Origin of the sequence: Franconibacter sp. IITDAS19, from assembly GCF_023079515.1 — a bacterium.
Taxonomy (GTDB): Bacteria; Pseudomonadota; Gammaproteobacteria; order Enterobacterales; family Enterobacteriaceae; genus Franconibacter; species Franconibacter pulveris.
The window spans coordinates 1,087,846-1,110,338 of record NZ_JALJCP010000001.1; the positions used below are offsets into that span (position 1 = coordinate 1,087,846).

Genomic DNA, 22,493 nt, shown 5'->3' on the forward strand with positions numbered 1-22,493 from the left:
TGACCGATTAGAGGTGTTGTAATGCGCTAAAAAGGCTGAACGTTAACGAACCCACCGCATACGCGCTGGAATAATCAGGCAGGGAGAGGGTGAAGTTCACTACCTCGGGCGCGCTGTCGATGACATCAAAACTGCCGGCGTGATAAAGGCTGATGTCTACCCATGCTTGCTGGGTGCCGGAGGTGATGATGCGTGCGGAGGTTGGATCTTGCAGAACCAGTCTCGCCTGTTGCGCCTGAGAGCTGGGGTCGGTCTTCAGGTAAACGCTGCACAGGGACTTCCCGTCGGCTATCGCGCCGGTTGAAAAACCATACTGCTTCAGTTCGCCATTGCCATTTAGCCACTCGGTGAAGGCCATATTGGCGGTGGCGTTGACGGCTGGGTTGGTTAACATCCAGGCGTAGACCGTAATGCCGCCCGTGGAAAAGCAATAAACCTGTATGGCGCCACGTCCGGTTTCATCAAGCCGCAGCGTGGTCACATTGGTGCCGTCCGGGTAAAAGAAAGCGTCTGACGAATCCGGCAGTGAAAGGATGACGTCGGCGCCCGGAGGGCCTGAAAGCGTAACCTGATTCATCGGCCTGACGTATACGGTTGGGTCGAACCATGGGGCGCCGGTGGAACAACTCATCTGGAGCTGCTGAGCTTCATGGACATTGACTGCCGCCGTCTGGCTGGCCGAAGAGGCGATTCCGCCATTTTCAAACATCACTTGATATCTCCCTTGGGCATAACCATTACCGATCGGGGTAATGAACGCTGTGGCTATATGGAAGAGCGCCTGCTGCGCCTGCGCTTCCTGTGAGGTGAGGGTGCGGGTTTGCGTCCAGCTGGTGTCGGGAAGGGGGGACGCAGGGGAAGAGTTATAGCCAAACCAAAAGGCCGTCACGATGTCGCCCGCATGCATATCCGGGTAGCTAATCGTCATCGTCGTTCCGCTGTCGGCCTCTACTTCGGCGCTATCAATAACGCCATCGTCCAGCGCATCCGGAAAAACGGGCGCGGGTAAAAGCGTGCAATGCTCGCTGTCGACTTCAACGGTTTTAACCGCTGAAAAGCCGGGGACCGAAGGGGCGGAAGCCTGATACCAGGCGTCGGCGTAACCAATCCCGATCGGCAAAATAAATTCTGTCGGCACGGTGACGCTAAAGCCTTGTAAGACATCATTCGCACTTAGCGTATGGGATAACTGGAAGACAGCGTCGGGAAGCGAGGCGCCTGAAGCGTCGAAACCTTGCCAGAAGACCGTAACGAGGCCGCCTGCGACAAACTGGCTGTTGCCGGGTACGGTTACCTCAATGCCATCAGCCATGATTTCGCTGCAATCGATCCAGCCGTCGTTGCCTGCCGGGATATAAGGGGCGGGATACGAGGCGGTGCCGGTCATCTCGACGGTGACGGTGGCATTTTGCGAGCTTTGTGCTTCGTCATCCGGCGGGACGATAGAATACCAGGCCTGGGCGGTGGCGAACGTTTGAATGAGCGTAATATAAGGTGCAGGCACCAGCACCTCGAAACCGTTGCTCATGTCCTTACTTTCAATTACATGCGTGAAGTTAACCTCACTTCCCGGCACCGTATTGCCGTAGCTATCCAGCTCACGCCAGTAAACATAAGCCGTGTTGCCGATAGCAAAAATGCCCGAGGTGAAAGGCACGTGAATATGCGTTCCGCTATTGGCAATTACAGAATCATAAGTAATGACATTATTAACATTGGCATCCGGGAATCGCGGCGGCGGCAAACCCTCGGTATGGTTTCTGTCTACCACCGCTGGTGAAATGGGCGACGCTGAAGGGTTTTGCGCGACATCAGTAACGGTGTAATAGGCCTGATGAGGGCCGTCCGGCGCTTCGCCCGCAGCAATGATGACGGTCCATGGCCAGCTAAACTGGTCTGGATCGTCAATATATTGCGAGGCGCTAAAGCGGCCGTCCCAGTAAAGATTGATATAGTCGCCGGGTTTAGCTGTGGGATAGGCATTGACCTCAACAATCACGCCGCCGTCATTTAGCAGTTCCGTGCTGTTGATGTAGCCATCGTTGCTCATCTGAGGTAAATCGGGACCGGGCAGAACGGTATAATTCATATCGCTATCCATTATTTGATTAACTAACAGAGGAGAGCGTAAATACATTCACCTGGTAAGTTTTTCCAAAAAAGGAACATTGCTGGCTATTTTTTGCGTTGTTGAAAAAGGTGGCGGCGGGTTGCAGAACCAACCCGTATCAGGAAAATAAATGTAGAAGAACAGGCGGTATCAGAAAGGAATTCGCTGTGAATGTTTAATCTTGTTTAAGTGGCAAAATGAATAGGGCAATCGGCTGCAACATGAAGAACAGCAACGCCAGGTAATATTTCTCAACAGAATCGTTCCAAAATAATAACTTTTAAGCGGTAAATTGTATCGACTGTGATTTACCCGGAGTGATTGATGTTTAACGGTTTTAGCTGGAGAGCCGTTATTATTTAGCAGGAATGGCGCTGTAATATGTTTATAGGAAAACGTTTTTTAACATTTTTCGTCAGGGCGACGGTTGCCCGCAGAGAAAATTTACGTAGCCTGAGATTTCTCCAGGAGAATAGCTCATTAAACTGGCGTTACTCCGTTTGGTTTTGCATATTCAGATGGACATCTGTAATGGCCCGGTTAGCAAAGAGGAAATTGCATGAGTCAATACTTAACAACATTTAAGCATAAAAAAGTTGAAAAGCGGTATGTGGTTGTTATGTCAGCTAACAAATATTGGCTGGACGGGATTGTTCATTTGACGAAAGGGATGGCTATCGCGGATTGTGAACTGCTGTTTTGTCATACCTTAAGTAAATTACAACATTACATAACGACCCTTAACGTGGTAGGAGCGATAACCGGTTTTTATGGTAATGGCGAGCAGCTGGTTGACTGGCTGCGGTTTCGCGAGTGGTTTCTTTCGTACAGACCCGCGGTAGGCATGATCCTCATCGGTAATGCGGTCTGTAAAAACAGACGTATTATTTCTGATATAGCCGGTAAGGTCATCAACCCGGCAGTGACGGTTTCGCAAATGGAAGAGCATATTCAGGCATTAGGCGAAGAGAAATATCGCTTTGATTTCCAGGCGAAAAAGAAAAAAGTGACTGAGCGTCTTACGCGGCGGGAAATGGATTTCTTTATTTCTCTGTGCGAAGGGCATACGCCCGATTATCTGGCTCGCCGCCTGAGCGTAAGCCCTAAAACAATTAGCGTTTATAAATATAATGTACTCCATAAGTTAGGGGTGCGGAGCATGCCGCGATTATATAAAATATATAATGGTTTGTACTGAGCGATAAACCTGCGAATAAACGCAATGCAAAATTCAGGATGTAAAGTGAAAAGAAAAACGACTAATACAGGAATAACAGGAAGGAGATCCCTGCGGCAGGCAGGGAATGAAAGCGTGGCGTGGTAACACAAGGGGATTATCGTGAACGAAAAGGAAGATATTGTCTCACCTTATGCCAGACACTGGGATGGGGTAGAAAGTTATTCAATACCTGACTGGAAAAAATATTATAGTGAGCAAGTCGATATAATTGAAAAGCTAGCGCCCCATGCGCAGACCGTGAGTTTACGTGCCGGGACTATATTACGGGCAGAAGAGCAAAGTATCTGGCTGCTTACAGACCAGAGCGTTGAAGTTCGTAGGGCGGGTGACGATTTATTAATTGGTATGACCGCAGCGCCTGTTATTTTTGGGCTGGGGCGTTTGCTTGACATGCCTGGAGGCTATTACTGCAAAACGCTTAACCGCGGTAACGGTTATAAAATCTCCCAGGCCGGGGCGACCCGGTTAATAAACAAACATGAACTATGGAAGTCGGTAGCTAAAACGGTTTCTTCCCATCTATGCTACATGCTCTATCGGGACCGATATTTGACAGGAAAGGACTCTTATCATGCCATAAAGATGAAATTGCTGGAGTATTATCGCAATAAAGAATTATTTTATGAAAATGAGATCGGTGTCATCAGCTATATAAAAGACAGCACTTTTTTATCAAGAAGCATGATCTACAGAACGCTGTCATTACTTGTCGAAAAAGGGTATATCGCCCTGAAAAAAGGCATGCTGGTCTCGGTTTATTACCTCCCTGAACGGATCTAGCCTCTCTCCATACGCGCATGATAGGTTTTTCTGGCCGGTTTAGACAGGTCGTTGTAGAGAATATGTCTTTACTAAAGAATAAGCGTAGAGTGAAAGCACCCTACGCTTTACTGTGCGGTGGTTATCAGGACGGATGCCGCTAAGACCAGCGGGCGCTGTTTTTGCGAACGTCTATGTGTGTAAACGTTTTATATCTACCGATACCGTACTGGTTCGGGTACGTTTTTTCAAAGTAGTCGGCTACGATTGCGGCAGGCGTATTAGCAACAACAATATCCGCGGCGGTGCCAAGCCGATGCTGGCTACCTGGCGTTCCCCCCACGGCATTATTGTGCTGCGCGCACCGGCAACCGCTGTTGATCACGATTGGTGATGCAAAGTAACGCCTGGCTTGCTCCAGGATCTCTATCAGTTCTGGTGAGACAGCGTCAAACCCGCATCCACAATGGCAGGCGAACTCGCGCCGGCTAAAATGAAGAGATAAATCGCCCATTATTAACTTCTCCATTTTTATTTACTGGCTTGCGCGTAGCCATAAAAGAAGCGCGACAGTAACAAGAAAAAGGGTGCTAAAAACGCTACAGGTGACGCGGCCATCAGCAAGCCGGACAACCGACATACAAAGGATAACGATACTGCACCAGTAAAAAAGCTGTAATGCCTTTTTACTTTTGGGGACCTTTCTTCTTGAAATAATAGTATGTAACAGCATTAAATTAAGAGCTAAGATAGCGATAATTATATGGGGCATCATAAGCGTTCCTTTATTTATTGCCGGGAAAATATTTGATGATATTATCTGAAGCTACATTAATCACCCTTACGACAACCGCACCCATTAACGCTGCGGAAAATGCGCAGTTAATCTGTGGTGGCGGGTTAATAAATTTGGCTATGATCGTTACCAGCAAGTGCGAAGCGACTTCGGCACAGTTAATAGCAAGTAGAAATGAAATTAAGAAGTAGAAAATACGCCGCGATAAGCTAATGTTTGTTAAGTTTAACATATAAATTAACGCGCCGCAGAGTGCTCCTGAGAATAAAGAGGCCTTATTGCAAACGACATCAAAATTTGCAACCGAATTGGTGATATGTGATAGCTCTGTCAGAGGAAAAATAGACATAGACAGCGTCCAAACGTATAGTCCATTAAGCTGATAATGAATATATTCCGGATATTCAGGAAATGTCCCGGCGCAAGGCCGGGACTCGGTTAGTTACGCGGGAACGGTGTCAACGAGGCACCGACAAGTTTCAGAGAGCTGTTTGGCAGTGGCGCCAGCAGGCAACACAGTATAATAAACCTCAGCATAGCCTTCATACCCCATGCCATTCGGGTAGAATTTGGTTTGCTCAATGGTAAAGGTGACTGATTTTTGGTCCGCAATTACATCATACTGCTGGGTATCGCAAGCAGCCTCAATTTTACGGCCCTGAGAATCATAAGCTACCCAGTACAACGAGATAGCATCGCCTTCCGCCATGCTGGGGTAGTTCACCAGAACAGAAACGCCATCGGCGACATCCGACATATTAATATACGGATCGGCTTCGGCGACTTGCGGCATTACCAGAACCGGCGTCAGGCTGCCTTCATCATCGACAGTAATCGCCAAATGACTGGAGGAGACCGGCGGGTTGCCTGCATTATCACGGACATCATAATAAACATCATATTCGCCATTAACCGTAAAGGCTGCAGGAATCTCCAGAATATAAGGCGGTAAATTGTCTTCGGTGACAAAAAGCGAGGTGCTCCACGCATCGCCCCAATAGAAGGTGACCTCCTGGTCAACTTTGACGTTGTTATAATAAGGAATTTCAGCCTGCACGCCGAATTCAATATCATAATGATCAAGCGTCCATCCGTCTTCATCGCTGGCATTCAAAACTACCGGCGCTTTAAGCGGCACATAAGTCGTAATTAAGGTGGTCTTGCCTGTCAGATCATCTGTAGTTGACGCTTTTACAGTAATTGTTGCCACGCCATCTTTCGCCGTTACCTCAATTTTAGCCACACCGGTATCGTCTGTGGTGGAAGAGGACGGGCCGTCGCCGCCAGTAATATCCCAAATGACATTCACGCCAGCCTGTGCAGGAGAACCATCGGTCTGAACTGTGGCGCTTACCGTCGACTTTTCTGAGCCATCATTCGCAACCATAGCCGGTACCGGAACGATACTTACAATAGTATTAGCCATTTTTTTTCCTTTCATTAATTACGATACGACAATGTATCGGGGAAAATAATACTTTGGCTAAATATCATTGAGCGGCTAAATTGTGACGCAAAACTGGTCAAATTATGCTTTGTCATTGTTGGCGCCATAATCACAATCATGACCGCAAAATGTTTGCATTTAGCCCGATATTGCGGCCTTTTTATCCTGCGTCACAGTGCATTATCTGGAAACCAATGGAAAGACACGTGCTCCAAAAGAAAGCGTCGGAGCGGCTATTTTTTCTTAAGAAAATCCTGAAGGATTCCCTGGCGGGTAAAAACATGGGGATAGTTTGGCTTAAACATTATGAAATATTTTGAATATTTTTGACATTTGTTATCACTTTTTTTGTATAACTATATTCTGAGGATTGATTACTTTTCGTTGCGCAAGTAAATTCTCTTATAGGAATATTACTTAGTACGGAGCAGTTATGGATAAGCCGTTAAAGCACATCAGTAATATTATAAATACTATATTGTGCTCTACGAGTATTATTTCTCGCGTGCAGGTATTTGATGGCAATCAGGGACAACTGGAATTGTTTAAGCAAGATAATATCATCATTATTATTGAAGGGGAATGGGGGTTGCAACGTCATAGCGATCGGATTCTTTTAGGTCAGATGTCTGGCGCGTATGTGGTTTTTTTATTGCCGGAATTAAATTATAGCGATCTGGAATTTACAACTGATAGCCGCTTTTCGTATGTGATTTGCAATCGAGCTGATTTTTATAAATTTATCTCAGTCAATAATTTATGGGAGGATTTATATTATATAATGCAATATACTGCTTCGATACTGAATATTAAATTACAAATCATGCTTTCATGTGATTTGTATAGCGTAATAAAACATTATTTGCGCGAAATTAATAACAACCCCGAGCTTAAGGGGCAGGTGAATGTCTGCGATTATATTACCAGGCGATCCGGCTTTTCTAAAAGCGGAACCATGATGATACTTTCCGAACTGAAAAAAGGAAATTATATAGATATAGAGCGTGGGCGGCTTATTAAAATTAAGTCGCTTCCTTCTGGCTTTTGAGATATGAGCGCTCAAATGCAGTTACAGCAAATCTTTAATATATTTTATCGCCTTATCAACCTGATTGCCAGTTTTTTTCGATAATGCGTGATAATAATAAGTCTTGAATCTACAGTCGTTTAGAAAGATGGCATTGCTTCTGTTTACCTTAAGTAAATCGCAGACTTTTATCGGCAAGATCATTAAGCCTTCGCCATTTGCCGTCATCATCAAAAAATCAACTAATGTACCTTTATGGAAACGAACCTTTAAAGGAGCGCCAAATAGCGGCTCAAGTCTTTCTTTTATGATATACGGGGCATAACTATCCGTGTTTTCTCTAAGCAGGATGGGAATGCGTGATATTTTCTGCGGGTTTTCCTCGATCTCCTTACTTATAAGTAATACCAGCCCGCTGCTGGGATAACATTCAGATACCATATTTTCTTCAGGCTCATAACTACGGTGGCTCAGGATTAGCGTATTTCTGTCGAACTCGCTATTGTCAAACATTGCCTGCTGCAATTCTATCACGTCGAAACGGCACTTTATGTTACTGTTTTTTAAACTGCATGTAACGATATCGATCAAGTTGCCAGGGTAGTGACTGTCAAAAATGATATTGATATCTTCAGATGCGTTTATACTTGTCAGTCGTTTCTCAAGCTCAATGATTTTTTTATAAAGCGGTTCTGCCTCGGAATGTAGGCTTAAAGCAAACTCCGTCGGTTCGAGCTGGCCATGCTGTCGGATAAACAATTTATTGCCGAGGATTGTCTCAAGTTCATTTATTGCCTTGCCAAGAGGCGAACGTGTGATAAACAACTCTTCACTGGCTTTGGTGAGACAACGTTTTTCCATCACTGTCATAAAGTATTTTAACTTTTTCGTCAACAAAAAACCCATACCTGACACTCCCTTATTTCTTTGTTTTATAAGCCTTTTATTTCAACTGAAGAGGCTGATTTCCATTTTTGAAAAACCACAACGCATTTTCTGTCTGTGTTTTCAATAGTCAGTACGATAACGATTAAAAGTCGTTATAAAGTGCAAAATTTGCTTTTTAGTCGCGCACTAAAAGCCCGAAGTCATATTGGAATGGTCGGGATTAAATATATTATTGCTCATTTAAATGTTTGTACATAAACCCATGCTGATTTTGTATTTTGCTAACGGAATATTTGTGAGCGGAATGGTTTTAGGTTTAGATATATTTTTATTATCTACAGAGGGTAAGTTTTATTGGAATCATCTGAAATGAGCGATTGCTTTATTGACGCTATCCGGAGTGAGGCCGAGCTCAAAGCTTAGTCGAATTGATAGCAACACTTGATGGGTAATTAAATCTTAGGGTTATAAAGATGGAGTATTCTTTTTTTAAAGGAAGAGATCGCAGTATCAAAATCTTTGCCTGGGGACAGATCTGCTTGCAAGCATTGTTCCCGATTATTGCTTCCTTTTCTGCGTCTTCTGTTGCAGCGAAAGATAATCTGGAAAGCGAGCCCGTTGAATATTCAGAACCGGTAAGTCGATTCGCTAATTTAATGGCCACTGAAGGCATGGATGGAGTCGAAAGCTCGGCTAAAGCGATGGCGGTGGGAAAAGCCGCGTCTGATGCTGAGAAGTGGCTAAATCAGTTTGGCACTGCCCGGCTGGATTTGAATGTCGATAACGATGGCAACTGGGATCAAAGCTCGTTTGATATGCTTTTGCCCCTTTACGATAATGCGAAATCAGTCTGGTTTACTCAATTTGGCCTGCGTGCGCCGGATGGTCGGGTAACCAGCAATATCGGTAGCGGCGTTCGCACTTACAATATTGAAAACTGGATGTTAGGCGGCAACGTTTTTTTCGATGATGATTTAACCGGTAAAAACCGCCGCATCGGTTTCGGCGCCGAGGCGTGGACCAACTACCTGAAGCTTAGCGCTAACAACTATATCGGCACCTCGCAATGGCATGATTCCCGAGATTTAGACGGATACTATGAAAAGCCGGCCGATGGCTTTGACATCAGAGCGGAAGGATACATGCCCGCCTGGCCTCAGATGGGGGCGAAGCTTGTCTATGAACAATATTATGGCAAGGATGTCGCGCTGTTCGATACCGACCACCTACAAAATAACCCTTCTGCCGTGACGGTGGGCCTGAGCTATACCCCGGTGCCCCTGATCTCCCTGGCGACTAACTACCGCAAAGGGCAGGATTCCATGGATGATACCCAGTTTCAGCTTAATCTACGTTACCAACCCGGACAGAGCTGGCGTGAGCAGCTTGACCCGGATAACGTGCGTCTGCTGCGCACCCTGGCGGGAAGCCGGTACGATCTGGTTGAACGCAATAACGAAATCATTCTTCAGTATAAGAAAAAGCATGTTGAAGGCGTTAATAAGCTTGCCATACAGGCTATAACGGACAACGCGCCTGCTGACGGCCTGGCGCAAAACACGGTGCAAGTCGTCGCTACTGACAGTGATGACGCGCCAGTGCCGAATGCGCCTGTCGCATGGTCCGTAACGGGTTCGGCGACGTTGAGTGCGTTTGCTTCCGTCACGAATAGCCAGGGGGTGGCAACGGTAAACCTGACTAACGTTGCTGAAGAAACCGTACAGGTTACGGCGACCAGCGGCGCCAAATCGGCGACACAGGCAAGCCATTTTGTTCCTGTCACGGTCAGTCATTTAACGTTAACGCCTGATAAAGACGGCAGCGTCGCGAATGGCGCGATGGCTAACAGCGCAGTTGCAACGGTTACCGATGTGAATAACCGCCCCATCGCCAATGCCAAAGTGAGCTGGACGCTCTCGTCGCCGGCGCGCCTGAAGGCTTCTGATACCACAACCAATGAGAAAGGTCAGGCACGTGCGGAATTTGTTTCTGACAAAGCCGGGCAGGTTACGCTAAGAGTGAATGCCGGTGAGTTATCCGCCGAGCAGCAAAGCACCTTTGTGTCTGACGCGGCGGGGGCAAAAATAGCCAGCTTCATCGCCGTAACGAACGGCAGCCCTGCTAATGGCTCGACGCCAGATACCGCCCTGGTAACCGTAACGGATGCTAACGGCAACCCGGTTAGCGGCATGTCGGTTTCGCTGACAGCGGACAAATCGACCGTCGCGTTTCTTTCAACGCAGGCGAAAAAACGAGGAAAAGCGAAAGGGAACGTGAAGGCGCAAACAGACGGGCAAGGGCAGGTGCGCGTCGTCTTCACGGATACCGTTTCAGAAAGCGTAACGCTGACCGCAACGCTTGAGAATGGCGATAACCAGCAGTTGGTCGAGCAGTTTGTTGCCGATAACAGCTCCGCCGCGCTGCAGGAGCTGACCCTGACACGTGACAACAGCGTTGCAGACGGCATAGCGACTAACGCCGCAAAAGTGTCCGTTAAAGATGCTAACGGCAACCCGGTAAGCGGTATGCATGTGAACTGGCTGTCTGATAAAGGCACTGTCTCTTTCAAGTCTGATGCAGTTACGGATGACAAAGGTGAAGCGGTCGAAACCTTTACCGATACGGTTGCCGAAACCGTCACCGTTAAAGCGCAACTGGATAATGGCAGTAACCTGACGACGCAAAGCCATTTTGTTGCTGACCAGCAGACGGCGACGTTGCAAAATTTAAACGTCACTAAAGACGGCAGCCCGGCAGACGGTACACAAGCAAATACCGCGCAAGTGTATGTTAAGGATGCTAAGGGCAACCCGCTTGCCGGTCAGGAAGTTACCTGGAGCAGTGACAAAGCTGGCGTCGTTTTTGCCGCGGGCGGAAAATCAGACGATAGCGGAAAGGCTACGGTCAGCTATACCAGCTCGGTCGCCCAAACCTTCCAGCTCAAAGCGCAGCTTGCTAACGGACAAAACCTGACCGCTTCGTCGTCATTTGTCGCAGATACCGCAAGCGAGCACATTAAAAGCTATAGCGTAACCAGCGGAGCGCTGGCTAACGGTACCGATACCAACTCCGCGACGGTTATTGTCACCGATAATAACAATAACCCGGTTTCTGATGCTTCCGTGACATGGAGCATTAGCGGCTCAGCGCGTCTGTCCGCTGAAATCGGCACCACCGATCGGGACGGTAAACTAAGCGTAACGTTTACCGATACCAAAGCGGAAGCCGTTAACGTGCGCGTCCAGCTTGGCTCTTCCATCAGCGAGACGAAGTCCAGTACCTTTGTTGGCGATAATGGCAGCGCGAAAATTGGCGAGCTGGCCGTCACCTCCGGCGCGCTGGCGAATGGCACGGCGACCAATGCCGGCAAGGTGACAGTCGTGGATGCTAATGGCAACCCGCTTTCCGGGCTGACCGTTACCTGGACTGTCACAGGAAACGGGAAACTCTCCGCGTCAGAGAGCGTGACGGCAGCCGATGGTACGGCGACGGTTACGATCGCCGACACGAAAGCGGAACAAGTTACCCTTAGCGCTGCTGTTAATGGCGATACGCAAAGTAAACCGATGACCTTTGTCGCTGATGCGTCCAGCGCCACGATTCAGACGATGACGCTGGATGTCGATGGCAGCAAGGCCAATGGCGTCGCGGCGAACAAGGCTACCGTGCAGGTGGTTGATGGTCAGAAAAACCCTGTGTCCGGATTGGATGTGAGCTGGATTGCCGATAAAACGACCGTGCAACTCTCGCCATCCGGAAAAACGGATAGCGAAGGTAAAGCCAGCGTCACCTTTACGGATACCGTCGCCCAGCAAGTTACGCTAAAAGCCAGCCTGCCCAACGGAAATAACAAATCGACGGTCAGCCAGTTTATTGCCGATACATCAACCGCCACGATCGCCGACATGGTTATCTCTCCGGATAACGTACGCGCCGATGGGGTCGCGCAAAATGTGGCGACGGTAACGGTTAAAGATGCGCAGGGCAATATCCTGCCAGGGCAGAACGTCTCCTGGAGCGCGAGCCGAAGCTCCGTGGTGTTGACCCCGTCGGGCATTACCGACGCCAATGGTCAGGCGCACGTCACGATGACGGACAATGTCGGAGGGAACGTTGATATTACTGCGACGCTGGATAACGCCAGCACGTTAACCAAACAGGCTAACTTTCTGTCCATCAACGTCACGAAGCTGCAGCCAAGCCGCTGGGGGCAAGATGCCAATGGCAACCCCATTACCTTTACGGCGACAGTGACAGATAGCAGCGGCGCGCCAGTGGCAAACAGCGAGGTCGCCTTTAGCAATACCGGCAAGGGAGTGCTGAGCGCGACAACCGCCATGACGGATAGCTCGGGGAACGCGGTTGTCTCGCTCACCGATCTGTATGGTGAAGAGGTGACCGTAACGGCCCGTGCGACCGTCAATCCGCAGGACAGCGGGCTGCAAAAGACGGTGACATTCTATGCGCAGTCGATTACCAAAGTGATCGCCGGCGGTCATACCTTTGATGCAGCAAGCGGCTTCCCTAAGACCGGCTTTCGATCAGCGATTTTTCAACTGGTCATTAACGATGATGTTGCCAATAACGCCAATTACACCTGGTCTACCGATCACTATGAATGGGTAAGAGCGGATGCCAACGGCAACGTGCAAATGGTGACAACGCCGGAAAGCGGCAGCAATACCGTTACCGTTACCGCGATGCCGAAATGGGGCGGCCAACCTTTGACGTATACCTTCACATTACAACACTGGATCATGGCTCTGAATCATAGCAGTACCAACCCGTCGGACGCAGAGCGTTATTGCGCAGAGGAAAACCTGGAGGTACCAAGCTACACGGTGCTCTCCAACGGTCAAATCGAGGGGAAAGCAACGCGAGCAGTGGGAACGTTGTGGGGAGAATGGGGAGCGCTTAGTCAATATTCCTGGGGCCATTCCAGCCCTATTGAATCGGACTGGGCAAAAGAAACAAACCCCAGTAATGGCCAGAGAGTGTATGTCAACTGGTATACGGGATATGTTTACGGCTCGCCTTCGGAGGGCGAATTAATGGACATTGCCTGCCATAAAGGATTTTGACTGACAAACGCATTAACCTGTCGGTAAATTCCGTCATTAAAGAGGCGCTTTAGGCGCCTCTTCTTTTATATCGCCCGCTTTATACAATCCATGCCTTATTCCAGGTTCGTTTCTTGATACTTACCCTGATAAGTATTATTTTGCCTGCCCGCTTACCGGAGGGAAGACCCGTGACTGAAGATGAACGCTTCGCCAGCAGGCCGATGGGCATGCGTATGGCGATGATTGTGCGCCAGTGGCGTGCGACGATCGATAACGCTATTACCGATACCGGCCTGACGCAGTCAAGCTGGACGGTATTGATGCAGCTTCACCAGTTGGGGAAGCTTGCCGACGAGCCGGCTCAACGCAGGCGGCATCGTTGATGAAATCATTCTGCACACCTGCCGCTGCGTCCCATTGTCAAAGAAACGACGGCAGGCTATCGCGTTGCTGTAATAAAGTAAGCCTCTTGCCTGTTCTTCTTTCACGTTGCTGGCGGCGGGGTTGAGCCCGCAGTTTGCCATTCATATTCACTCCTTACGCTATTTGTATAATGTCGTCGCCCTGACGCGGCGGATATTAGCGATCTGCAATGGGTTTTATTAAAAATATTCTCATATTTATTACTGGTATAAATAATTACCGGGGAGTTATTTCTGGATGAAACAGTTTAATGATTAATTCTGTTTTTCTGTGGGCAGCGGGCAATGAGCGGGAACGGCTTTGGGATAAGACTCCGCGGCGATCAGTAGGCAAAAACTCCACTTACTGTTAACAGGAATAATTGACTGTATGACTTTTCACGTCAGCGTGATTGCTTAGAGAAGCTTAGACAGAATCTGAAAAAAAGCGCCTTTCTGGCATTTGTTTTACTTGAGTAAAACCTGAGATGTTACGATACGACAATGATTACTATAGGGAAATAAGCGCGGCGCGGTAAATCTTCTGCGCTTATCGGTTTGCGTTGCCGGAAAGGGCCGGTAACGCTCGCTCTGGCGAGTCTTATTTGTGAACTTAATTTGCATTTATTTTTTTCCAAAAGCGAAGCAGATAAATGTCTGGTCGTAATAACCTGACGAAATACGCTATCACAACGTTGAAGGGCGCTGCATTTACCGCAGGACATCAACAAAACCCGCTCTTTCTCGCCGTGTTCGACGACATGCAGCGAATGTTCAACGCCCGCGCCGCGCTGTCACCTTAATTAAGGAATTTACGATGCCTGTTACCCCGCGTCGCCTGAAAACAGGCGGCGATCCCCGCCCGCTTGCCGGGCACCGTCTGCTTCGCGAAGAGCTCAGCAAACTCTCTCACCCGGCGCGGCCCGACGTAGACTGGCGTAAAGTCGAACAACTTTGCCTGTCGCTGTTTGAGGTGAATGGCGTAGAACTGCAAACCACCGCCTGGTATACGCTCGCTCGCACCCGGCTTGCGGGCCTGCACGGGCTGAACGAAGGGCTGGCTATGCTGGAAGCGCTTATCAGCTACCACTGGGGAAACCTCTGGCCGCAGCCGGTCCACGCCAGAATGGAAATTGTCAGCAGCCTGAGTCAGCGCCTCCAGCAGGCGCTACGTACGCTGACGTTTAAATGGGCGGATTTGAGCCAGCTCTATCAGGCTGAGGAGCATCTTACCCGCACGGGAGAAGCGCTTGAGCGACTCGAGCTTAAACATTTAAGCCAGCTGGAAACGCTGCGCACGCAGGTGCACAACGCCGCAGTGCGGCTGGAGAACAGTAACGCTGACGCTGGCGAAACTTCTTCTGACGCGGGGGCTGTCTTACCGTTTTGCGCGCTGAATAACCCGGTTTTGCCTGAAGAAGAGGAAACCGCGCGGTGGGTGTTTGTGGAGCAGCCTGAGCCGGCGGCAAAGGCGCAGACTGACAGAAGCCGCCTGTCGCCGGTAAAACCCTTTATCGGCGGGATGCTCACTATGCTACTGCTTATGGGCGCGGCGGCAGAAGGGTGGCGGCTTTTCAACCGTGCGGAACCGCTGAGCGACACGTTAAACGCGTCGCTCGCCCCTTTTGCGCAAGTGCTGACCCGCGAGCAACAACAAAAGCTGAAACAGCAGGGCGCGCCCGCGAATATCGCAGCGCGAACAGAGCGACAGCTGGTGCGACTTTCCCGTCTGCCGCCGGACTGGACGTTCCGCTACGCCCGGCAACTGCTGGCGCAGGCGCAAGCTTTCCAGCCCGGTGACGCGACGGTTGAACAACTTTCTCAGCAATGGGAGCGTCAGTTAACGGCGGCGGCTTCCACGCAGGAGAGCCTTAACGGCTGGCATCAGGGAATGGAACAACTGCAACAGCTTACGCAACGGCTTAACGCCCTGGACGAGCGGCGCGGCAAATATTTAACGGCAAGCGAACTGAAAACAATGGTGTTTGCCATCCAGCAATCGCTGTCGGCAACCCCGCCGGTGGAGGAGCAGTTGCGTCAGATTGATGAGCAGCAAAATAATGCGGTTGCGCCTGCTGCGCTGTATCAACAAACAGAAATGCATTTGCAGCAGCTATTGAGCCGTTACGCATTGTTAAAGGACCGTCAGGGCGGGGCGGCGCAATAGCTTGCCGGGAAGCGTTTAGCGACAGGAGAATCAAAGGGCGCGGCTTCGGCTAACTGGCCAAATGGCATTGTATTCCCGATGCGAGGCCGTGATCCGCGTGTTTAAGCAAAAACGTCAGCGACAGGACAAGCTTTGCGGGAAATCGTACAGAAAAGCGAGAATCGAAAAGGATAACGTGATTTGGTGCGTCCGAGTGGACTCGAACCACCGACCCCCACCATGTCAAGGTGGTGCTCTAACCAACTGAGCTACGGACGCACTAAGAAGATGGTGCGTTCAATTGGACTCGAACCAACGACCCCCACCATGTCAAGGTGGTGCTCTAACCAACTGAGCTATGAACGCATTGCTGTGTGACAGCGGGGACGAATATTAACGGCAGGCCCGGCGGCTGGCAAGAGCAAAAGGGTAATTTTTCAGGAGATTTAGCGCGATTGCCGCGTAAGTGCACAGAATGATGAGAAAGTGATCGGATTGAGATGGCGGCGCGCGTTTGCGCATCGTGGTAAAGGGGTGGACAAAAAGCGCCACCCCTTGTTTATCCAACGCCGCTGCGCATAACGGGGCGGCGACAGGACCCGCCCCTGAAACGGTCAGCGCAGCGCCGCCGGTTACCTCGCCGCGCGGTGCAAAATAACCGACGAAGGCTGGCGCTGGAGATAGCGCATGCGCCAAAACATCATGATCGCCGCGCTCGTTAACCCGATAATAAAACCGGTCCAGAACCCCGCAGGCCCCATCGGCTCCACCACCAGGTCGGTCAGCGCCAGTACATAGCCGCTCGGCAAACCCAGCACCCAATAGGCGATAAAAGTAATAAAGAAAATGGAGCGCGTGTCTTTGTATCCTCTCAGCACGCCGCTGCCGATGACCTGAATGGAATCGGAAATCTGGTACACCGCCGCCAGCAGCATCAGGAACGAGGCCAGCGCCACAACTTGCGGATTATCGTTGTAGAGCAGGGCGATATGTTTGCGCATTACCACGGTAAAAATCGCAGTGACGACGGCCATACAGACGCCGACGGCAATGCCCGTCCAGGCGGATGTCTGCGCATCCAGCGTCGAGCCCTGACCGAGACGATATCCCACGCGAATAGTGACTGCCGCAGCAAGGGACATCGGCAAAACAAACATCAGCGAGCTGAAGTTAAGGGCTATCTGGTGGCCGGCGACATCGACGATGCCGAGCGGAGAAACCAGCAGCGCCACGACGGCAAACAACGTAACTTCGAAAAACAGCGCCAGCGCAATCGGCAAGCCTAGCTGCGTCAGGCGTTTAATGACCGCCCAGTCCGGTTTGCCGAAATGCTGCGCATGCTGAATGTCGCGCATAGCGTGGGCGCGCTTAACATACAACAACATACTGGCGAACATCACCCAGTAAACGGATGCGGTCGCCACGCCACAACCCACGCCGCCAAGCTCCGGCATACCATAATGGCCGTAGATAAAAATGTAGTTAACCGGGATATTCACCAGCAGGCCGATAAACCCAATCACCATGCCGGGTTTGGTTCTCGCCAGGCCTTCACACTGGTTACGCGCCACCTGGAAACATAAATAACCCGGCGTCCCCCAGAGCAGCGCCCGCAGATAACCGACCGCTTTATCCGCCAGCTGCGGGTCGATATTATGCATGGCGTGAATGATATAACCGGCGTTCCACAGCACGACCATCACCAGTACGGATACCATTCCGGCAAGCCAGAAGCCCTGGCGCACCTGATGCGCGATGCGGTCGCGGCGACCCGAGCCATTGAGCTGCGCGATGGTTGGCGTAAGCGCCAGCAGCAGGCCGTGGCCAAAAAGGATGGCTGGCAGCCAGATAGAGGTACCGATAGCGACGGCGGCCATGTCGGTGGCGCTGTAGCCGCCCGCCATAACCGTATCGACAAATCCCATCGCCGTCTGGGCGATTTGCGCAAGGATCACCGGGATTGCAAGAGCTAATAACTGACGCGCTTCGATGAAATACTTCTGCACGTGAACACCTGTATTTTGTAGTTATTTGAAAGACAAAAAAGCCGCCTTAACTGGCAGCAAGAAGAAATTGCAGGGGAATGAGTCAGACTATTGTAGCGGGAGTTCACTATTAAGCCAGTGAAATAATGCGCTATTCCCGCTACAGGCTGGCAAGGAGAATTTCCAACTGTTATTGTGCTCAATATGCAGGTGGCGGCGAAATGCCGCCGTTTTATCGAATTCAGGAGTGGTTAATATGTTTACAGGCATTGTGCAGGGCACCGGCAAAGTCGTCGCCATTGATGAAAAACCGAACTTTCGTACCCACGTTGTGGAGTTGCCGGAGGCGCTCCTGCCGGGGCTTGAGACCGGCGCTTCGGTTGCGCACAACGGCTGCTGCCTGACGGTGACGGAAATAAACGGCAACCGCATCAGCTTCGACTTAATGAAAGAAACGCTGCGTATCACTAACCTGGGCGATTTACAGGAAGGCGACGTAGTGAACATTGAGCGAGCCGCAAAATTCAGCGATGAAATCGGCGGTCATTTAATGTCCGGGCATATTATGACCACGGCGGAAGTCGCGAAAATCCTGACCTCGGAAAATAACCGGCAGATCTGGTTTAAATTACAGGACCCGACGCTGATGAAGTATATTCTGCACAAAGGTTTTATCGGCGTGGATGGCATTAGTCTGACGGTAGGCGAGGTTACGCCGACGCGTTTTTGCGTCTATTTAATTCCTGAAACGCTGCAGCGCACGACGTTAGGGGCGAAAAAACTGGGGCAGCGCGTGAATATTGAAATCGACCCGCAAACGCAGGCGGTCGTGGATACGGTCGAGCGCGTATTAGCAAGCCGCGAAGCGGCAGCCGCAGCGCTGGCAGTTAACGAAGAACCTAAATAAGTAAAATCTTAATAAAAATAAACCCCGGGACTGCCGGGGTTTATTTTTAGCGGGGGACACGCAATCCGTTTTCAATGCCGCGGCTGAAGACCACCTGCCAGAGTTGAATATCCCGGGCGCGGAATGCGCCAGCGCAGGCGTTCAGATAATAAACGAACATCCGTTTAAAGCGCTCGGAATAGTTATCAGCGATTTCCGGCCAGGCATTCAGAAAGCGTTCATGCCAGGCCATCAGGGTCTTATCGTAATCCGCGCCGAAATTATGCCAGTCTTCCATCACGAAATGGCGCTCGCTGGCGTCGGCGATTTGCCGCACGGAAGGCAGACAGCCGTTCGGGAAGATATATTTATCGATCCACGGGTCGACATTATTATCGGTTTTACGCGAACCAATAGTATGCAGCAGGAAAATACCGTCCGGCTTGAGGTTGCGGTCGGCCACTTCAAAATAGGTAGCGTAATTTTTCGGGCCGACATGTTCAAACATCCCGACAGAGACAATGCGGTCAAAGGCATCGTTCAGGTCGCGATAATCCTGCAGCAGGATCGTCACGTCCAGCCCCTGGCAGCGCTCCTGCGCCATTTTCTGCTGTTCAGCGGAAATGGTGACGCCCACCACGGAAACGCCGTAATTGCGCGCCGCAAACTCCGCCAGCCCGCCCCAGCCGCAGCCGATATCCAGTAAACGCATGCCAGGCTGCAATTGCAGCTTGTCGCAAATCAGCTTCAGCTTATTATTCTGGGCGTCGAGGAGATTCTCCGCTTCTTTCCAGTAGCCGCAGGAATACTGCATGTGCGGGTCGAGCATGCGGGTAAAGAGATCGTTGCCAAGGTCGTAGTGCTCTTTGCCGACAATCCAGGCGCGTTTTTTTGATTGCAGATTAACAAGGCGGGCGCCAAGAATGCGCAGCGTATCTTTGAAATGGTGGGGCAGCTGTTTTTCCAGCCCGGCGCGCAGCACTTTGGTAAAAAACTGGTCGAGTCTTTCGCACTCCCACCAGCCATCCATGTAGCTTTCGCCAAGACCCAGCGAGCCCTCCTGCAAAACACGTTTAAAGAAATTGGGGTTTTTAACCTGTATATCAGAGGGGGCGGGGCCGTTAATGGTTATGCCGGCCCGGTTGAGCATTTCGCTTGCAATGCGATACCACTCATTGTCCCGGATGCTGACTTCTTCTATACACGATGAACTCATAGCTTCTCCATCACCTGTGTGATCAGAACCTTCAAACAGCGTAGTCGCAATTTGAGGCTGGTGAGAAATCTCACGGACTAATCCGCGTGCCTGATATCCGACGTAGAACAGAGGAAGGGAGGATACCCTTGCCAGAAAAGCCTTCCATAGCAAAACGGGAGCGCTCCGGCTCCCGTTACTGCATAATATTTATGAGATTTATTGCAAAGCCGCGAACCAGTATAGGCGGCAAATTCTGATGATTCAACCGAATATTGTTAGCAACCTAATTACATAAATATGACATTATCGATGCCGTTATGATGCGTGCGGCGAAGACTGCGCGGGTTGCCGCTCAGTTTCTACCACCTTCAGGCCCCGCATTTTATAGCCCCAGCCCACCAGCAGCACGGTCCCTAACATCACGCTGGTGGTGGAAAGCAGCGGCGCGGCGACCAGCCAGGAAACCAGCAGACTGGCGATAAAACAGAGCCCCAGTTGCAGCGTATTCTGCAACGCCGCCGCACGCCCGGTAGCCTGTGGGAACGGCTGCAGCGCCGCCGCCACGACAATCGGATAGATAGCGCCATTCGCCATCGCCATCAGACAGAAGGGAATGAGCAGCATCGTCAGGGTCGCGTTTTCATACAACCCCACAGCCCAGGTCGCCGCCACGCTCAGGGCAAACGCTATCAGCAGCCAGGGCAGCAGTTGCGCGCCCGGCAAGCGTTGCAGCGCAGCGCGGCAGCCGTAGCCGCCGATAAGAAAAGCAATCGTCTGTGGCACATAACTTAAGCCAATTACAGCAGGGCTGTAGCCCATTTCACTAAGAATAAAGGGTGAGCCGGTGAGCCAGGCGAAAAAACTGGCAGAGCAGGCGGCGTAAATAAGCACGTTGCCGCGATAAGCGGATGAGCGCAGCAGGGTGCCAAAGCGGATTTTTTCCGCCTGCGGTTCAGCCGCGGGTTTAACACGCGGCTGCAGGCGCAGTGCCGGCAACATCAGCAGCAGCGTCACGGCGAACAGTACGACGAAAATGGCCCGCCATTCGAAATGGTTCAGCAGCCAGCTGCCCAGCAGCGGCGCCAGAGCCGGAGAAAGCCCCACCAGCGGCATAATCGTCGCGAAAATACGGTTAACGCGGTGCGCCGGGTAGTAATCCGTCACCAGCGCCTGCCAGATAACCGCGGCGGCGCACACGCCTACCGCCTGCACGAAGCGCAACGCCAGCAGCGCCGCCGCGTTTTCCACCCACAGCATACCTATGCAGCCGACGGCGAAAATCGCGAGGCCCGTCAGCAGAACGGGACGGCGACCAAAGCGATCTGAAAGCGGTCCCCAGATCAGCTGCGCCACGGCGAAACCCGCAAGAAACAGGCTCAGGGAAGCGCTGATGGCCGCCGCCTGCGTTTGCAGATCCTGCTGAATAGCGGCGAAAGCGGGCAGATACATATCGGTCGCCAGAAAGCCGAGCACGCTAAGCCCGGCCAGCCAGACAAGAAAAATTTTCGAGGGTTGCATAGGTTCCTCTTATGACGCTTTAACGAAGACCGCGAGTGTAAAGAGTGCAGCCTGCAATGTGAAACGCTAATATTTGGCGATTGCGTTCAAAAATTTTGCAGGCATAACATGTGGTCCGAATATTCTCTGGAAGTGGTTGATGCGGTTGCCCGCAGCGGAAGTTTCAGCGCGGCGGCCCAGGAGTTGCACCGCGTACCCTCAGCCGTCAGCTATACGGTGCGACAACTGGAGGAATGGCTGGCGGTGCCGCTCTTTGAACGCCGCCATCGTGACGTAGTGCTCACGCCCGCCGGCGCCTGGTTTTTAAAAGAAGGGCGTTCTGTTATCAAAAAAATGATGATCACGCGTCAACAGTGCCAGCAAATAGCCAACGGCTGGCGCGGGCAGCTTTCTATCGCTGTCGATAACATTGTCCGCCCCGAACGCACCCGTCAGCTGGTGCTGGATTTCTATCGGCATTTTAACGATGTCGAGCTGAAAATTTCTCAGGAGGTTTTCAATGGCGTCTGGGACGCGCTGGCGGATGAACGCGTGGAGGTGGCGATTGGCGCGACGCAGGCGATTCCGGTAGGCGGCCGCTATGCGTTTCGCGATATGGGCATGTTGAGCTGGCATTGCGTGGTGGCAAGCCAGCACCCTCTTGCGCAACAGAGCGCGCCGCTTAGCGATGACCAGCTGCGCGAATGGCCCTCGCTGGTGCTGGAGGATACGTCGCGTTCGCTGCCCAAGCGCATTACCTGGCTGCTGGATAACCAGCGTCGGGTGATTGTGCCGGACTGGCCTTCAGCGGCGGATTGCCTGAGCGCGGGTTTATGCGTCGGCATGGTACCGTCGCATTTCGCGCGCCCGTGGCTTAAACGCGGCGAGTGGCGGGCGCTGATGCTGGAAAACCCGTTCCCGGACGCCGCCTGTTGCCTGACGTGGCGGCAAAACGATGCTTCTCCGGCGTTGCAGTGGCTGTTGGATTATTTAGGCGACAGTGAGACGTTGAACCGGGAGTGGTTGCGGGAGCCGGATTAACCGGCCCCC

General features: G+C 51.1%; 16 protein-coding genes, 2 tRNA genes and 1 pseudogene. 9 read left to right on the top strand and 10 right to left on the bottom strand.

The features are described from left to right. Positions 1–7 precede the first annotated feature (7 nt). A complete protein-coding gene (locus MT962_RS05255) occupies positions 8–2,089 on the bottom strand; it encodes a hypothetical protein (protein WP_247364856.1) in 2,082 nt (693 codons plus the stop codon). A 580-nt stretch (positions 2,090–2,669) separates the two neighbouring features. On the opposite strand from MT962_RS05255, the gene MT962_RS05260 reads away from it, so the two are divergent. Both MT962_RS05260 and MT962_RS22295 read left to right on the top strand, forming a co-directional pair. Further along, positions 2,670–3,308, top strand: coding sequence for a LuxR C-terminal-related transcriptional regulator (locus MT962_RS05260; RefSeq protein WP_024560101.1), 639 nt, complete (start codon positions 2,670–2,672; stop codon positions 3,306–3,308). Between the two features lie 141 nt (positions 3,309–3,449). Next, positions 3,450–4,130, top strand: coding sequence for a helix-turn-helix domain-containing protein (locus tag MT962_RS22295; RefSeq protein ID WP_024558336.1), 681 nt, complete (start codon positions 3,450–3,452; stop codon positions 4,128–4,130). 139 nt (positions 4,131–4,269) lie between these two features. Here MT962_RS22295 and MT962_RS05270 read toward each other — a convergent pair whose 3' ends face one another. The 3 genes from MT962_RS05270 to MT962_RS05280 form a co-directional block, all read right to left on the bottom strand. After that, the gene (locus MT962_RS05270) at positions 4,270–4,623 is read right to left on the bottom strand and encodes a D-Ala-D-Ala carboxypeptidase family metallohydrolase (protein WP_024558335.1); all 354 of its coding nucleotides are present in this window, start codon (positions 4,621–4,623) and stop codon (positions 4,270–4,272) included. Positions 4,624–4,894: 271 nt separating this feature from the next. Continuing rightward, positions 4,895–5,254, bottom strand: a complete 360-nt coding sequence (locus MT962_RS05275; RefSeq protein ID WP_247364858.1) for a putative holin — start codon at positions 5,252–5,254, stop codon at positions 4,895–4,897. A 93-nt stretch (positions 5,255–5,347) separates the two neighbouring features. After that, the gene (locus MT962_RS05280) at positions 5,348–6,331 is read right to left on the bottom strand and encodes an Ig-like domain-containing protein (protein WP_024558332.1); all 984 of its coding nucleotides are present in this window, start codon (positions 6,329–6,331) and stop codon (positions 5,348–5,350) included. Between the two features lie 454 nt (positions 6,332–6,785). Between MT962_RS05280 and MT962_RS05285 the strand changes: the two genes are divergently transcribed. Continuing rightward, positions 6,786–7,400, top strand: coding sequence for a helix-turn-helix domain-containing protein (locus MT962_RS05285; protein ID WP_247364861.1), 615 nt, complete (start codon positions 6,786–6,788; stop codon positions 7,398–7,400). A gap of 21 nt (positions 7,401–7,421) precedes the next feature. Here MT962_RS05285 and MT962_RS05290 read toward each other — a convergent pair whose 3' ends face one another. Further along, entirely contained in the window at positions 7,422–8,285 is an 864-nt protein-coding gene (locus MT962_RS05290; RefSeq protein WP_247364863.1) for a LysR family transcriptional regulator, read from the bottom strand. A 653-nt stretch (positions 8,286–8,938) separates the two neighbouring features. Here MT962_RS05290 and MT962_RS05295 point away from each other — a divergent pair. The 4 genes and pseudogenes from MT962_RS05295 (at position 8,939) to MT962_RS05310 (ending at position 15,898) form a co-directional block, all read left to right on the top strand. After that, the gene (locus MT962_RS05295) at positions 8,939–13,348 is read left to right on the top strand and encodes an Ig-like domain-containing protein (RefSeq protein WP_247364865.1); all 4,410 of its coding nucleotides are present in this window, start codon (positions 8,939–8,941) and stop codon (positions 13,346–13,348) included. Positions 13,349–13,518: 170 nt separating this feature from the next. Further along, positions 13,519–13,671, top strand: a pseudogene (locus MT962_RS05300) (MarR family transcriptional regulator); the annotation flags it as partial. 713 nt (positions 13,672–14,384) lie between these two features. Continuing rightward, complete coding sequence (locus MT962_RS05305) at positions 14,385–14,534, top strand: hypothetical protein (protein ID WP_247364867.1); 150 nt, start codon at positions 14,385–14,387, stop codon at positions 14,532–14,534. 14 nt (positions 14,535–14,548) lie between these two features. After that, positions 14,549–15,898 (top strand): VasL domain-containing protein, encoded by a 1,350-nt coding sequence (locus tag MT962_RS05310; RefSeq protein WP_247364870.1) that lies wholly within the window; start codon positions 14,549–14,551, stop codon positions 15,896–15,898. A gap of 181 nt (positions 15,899–16,079) precedes the next feature. Here the strand turns inward: MT962_RS05310 and MT962_RS05315 are convergent. From MT962_RS05315 to mdtK, 3 genes are all read right to left on the bottom strand, one after another. Next, positions 16,080–16,156, bottom strand: a tRNA-Val gene (locus MT962_RS05315). Positions 16,157–16,166: 10 nt separating this feature from the next. After that, a tRNA-Val gene (locus MT962_RS05320) sits at positions 16,167–16,243 on the bottom strand. Positions 16,244–16,509: 266 nt separating this feature from the next. Continuing rightward, the gene (gene mdtK, locus MT962_RS05325; RefSeq protein WP_247364873.1) at positions 16,510–17,883 is read right to left on the bottom strand and encodes an MdtK family multidrug efflux MATE transporter; all 1,374 of its coding nucleotides are present in this window, start codon (positions 17,881–17,883) and stop codon (positions 16,510–16,512) included. A gap of 235 nt (positions 17,884–18,118) precedes the next feature. Here mdtK and MT962_RS05330 point away from each other — a divergent pair, with 235 nt between their 5' ends. After that, the gene (locus tag MT962_RS05330) at positions 18,119–18,769 is read left to right on the top strand and encodes a riboflavin synthase (protein WP_024557690.1); all 651 of its coding nucleotides are present in this window, start codon (positions 18,119–18,121) and stop codon (positions 18,767–18,769) included. A 46-nt stretch (positions 18,770–18,815) separates the two neighbouring features. On the opposite strand, the gene cfa is transcribed toward MT962_RS05330, so the two are convergent. Beyond that, positions 18,816–19,964: a cyclopropane fatty acyl phospholipid synthase gene (gene cfa / locus MT962_RS05335; RefSeq protein WP_024557689.1), complete on the bottom strand. Its 1,149-nt coding sequence runs from the start codon at positions 19,962–19,964 to the stop codon at positions 18,816–18,818. Between the two features lie 297 nt (positions 19,965–20,261). Further along, positions 20,262–21,464: a purine nucleoside transporter PunC gene (gene punC, locus MT962_RS05340; protein WP_048887368.1), complete on the bottom strand. Its 1,203-nt coding sequence runs from the start codon at positions 21,462–21,464 to the stop codon at positions 20,262–20,264. Between the two features lie 108 nt (positions 21,465–21,572). Between punC and punR the strand changes: the two genes are divergently transcribed. After that, positions 21,573–22,484 (top strand): DNA-binding transcriptional activator PunR, encoded by a 912-nt coding sequence (gene punR / locus MT962_RS05345; protein WP_247364876.1) that lies wholly within the window; start codon positions 21,573–21,575, stop codon positions 22,482–22,484. Positions 22,485–22,493 lie beyond the last annotated feature (9 nt).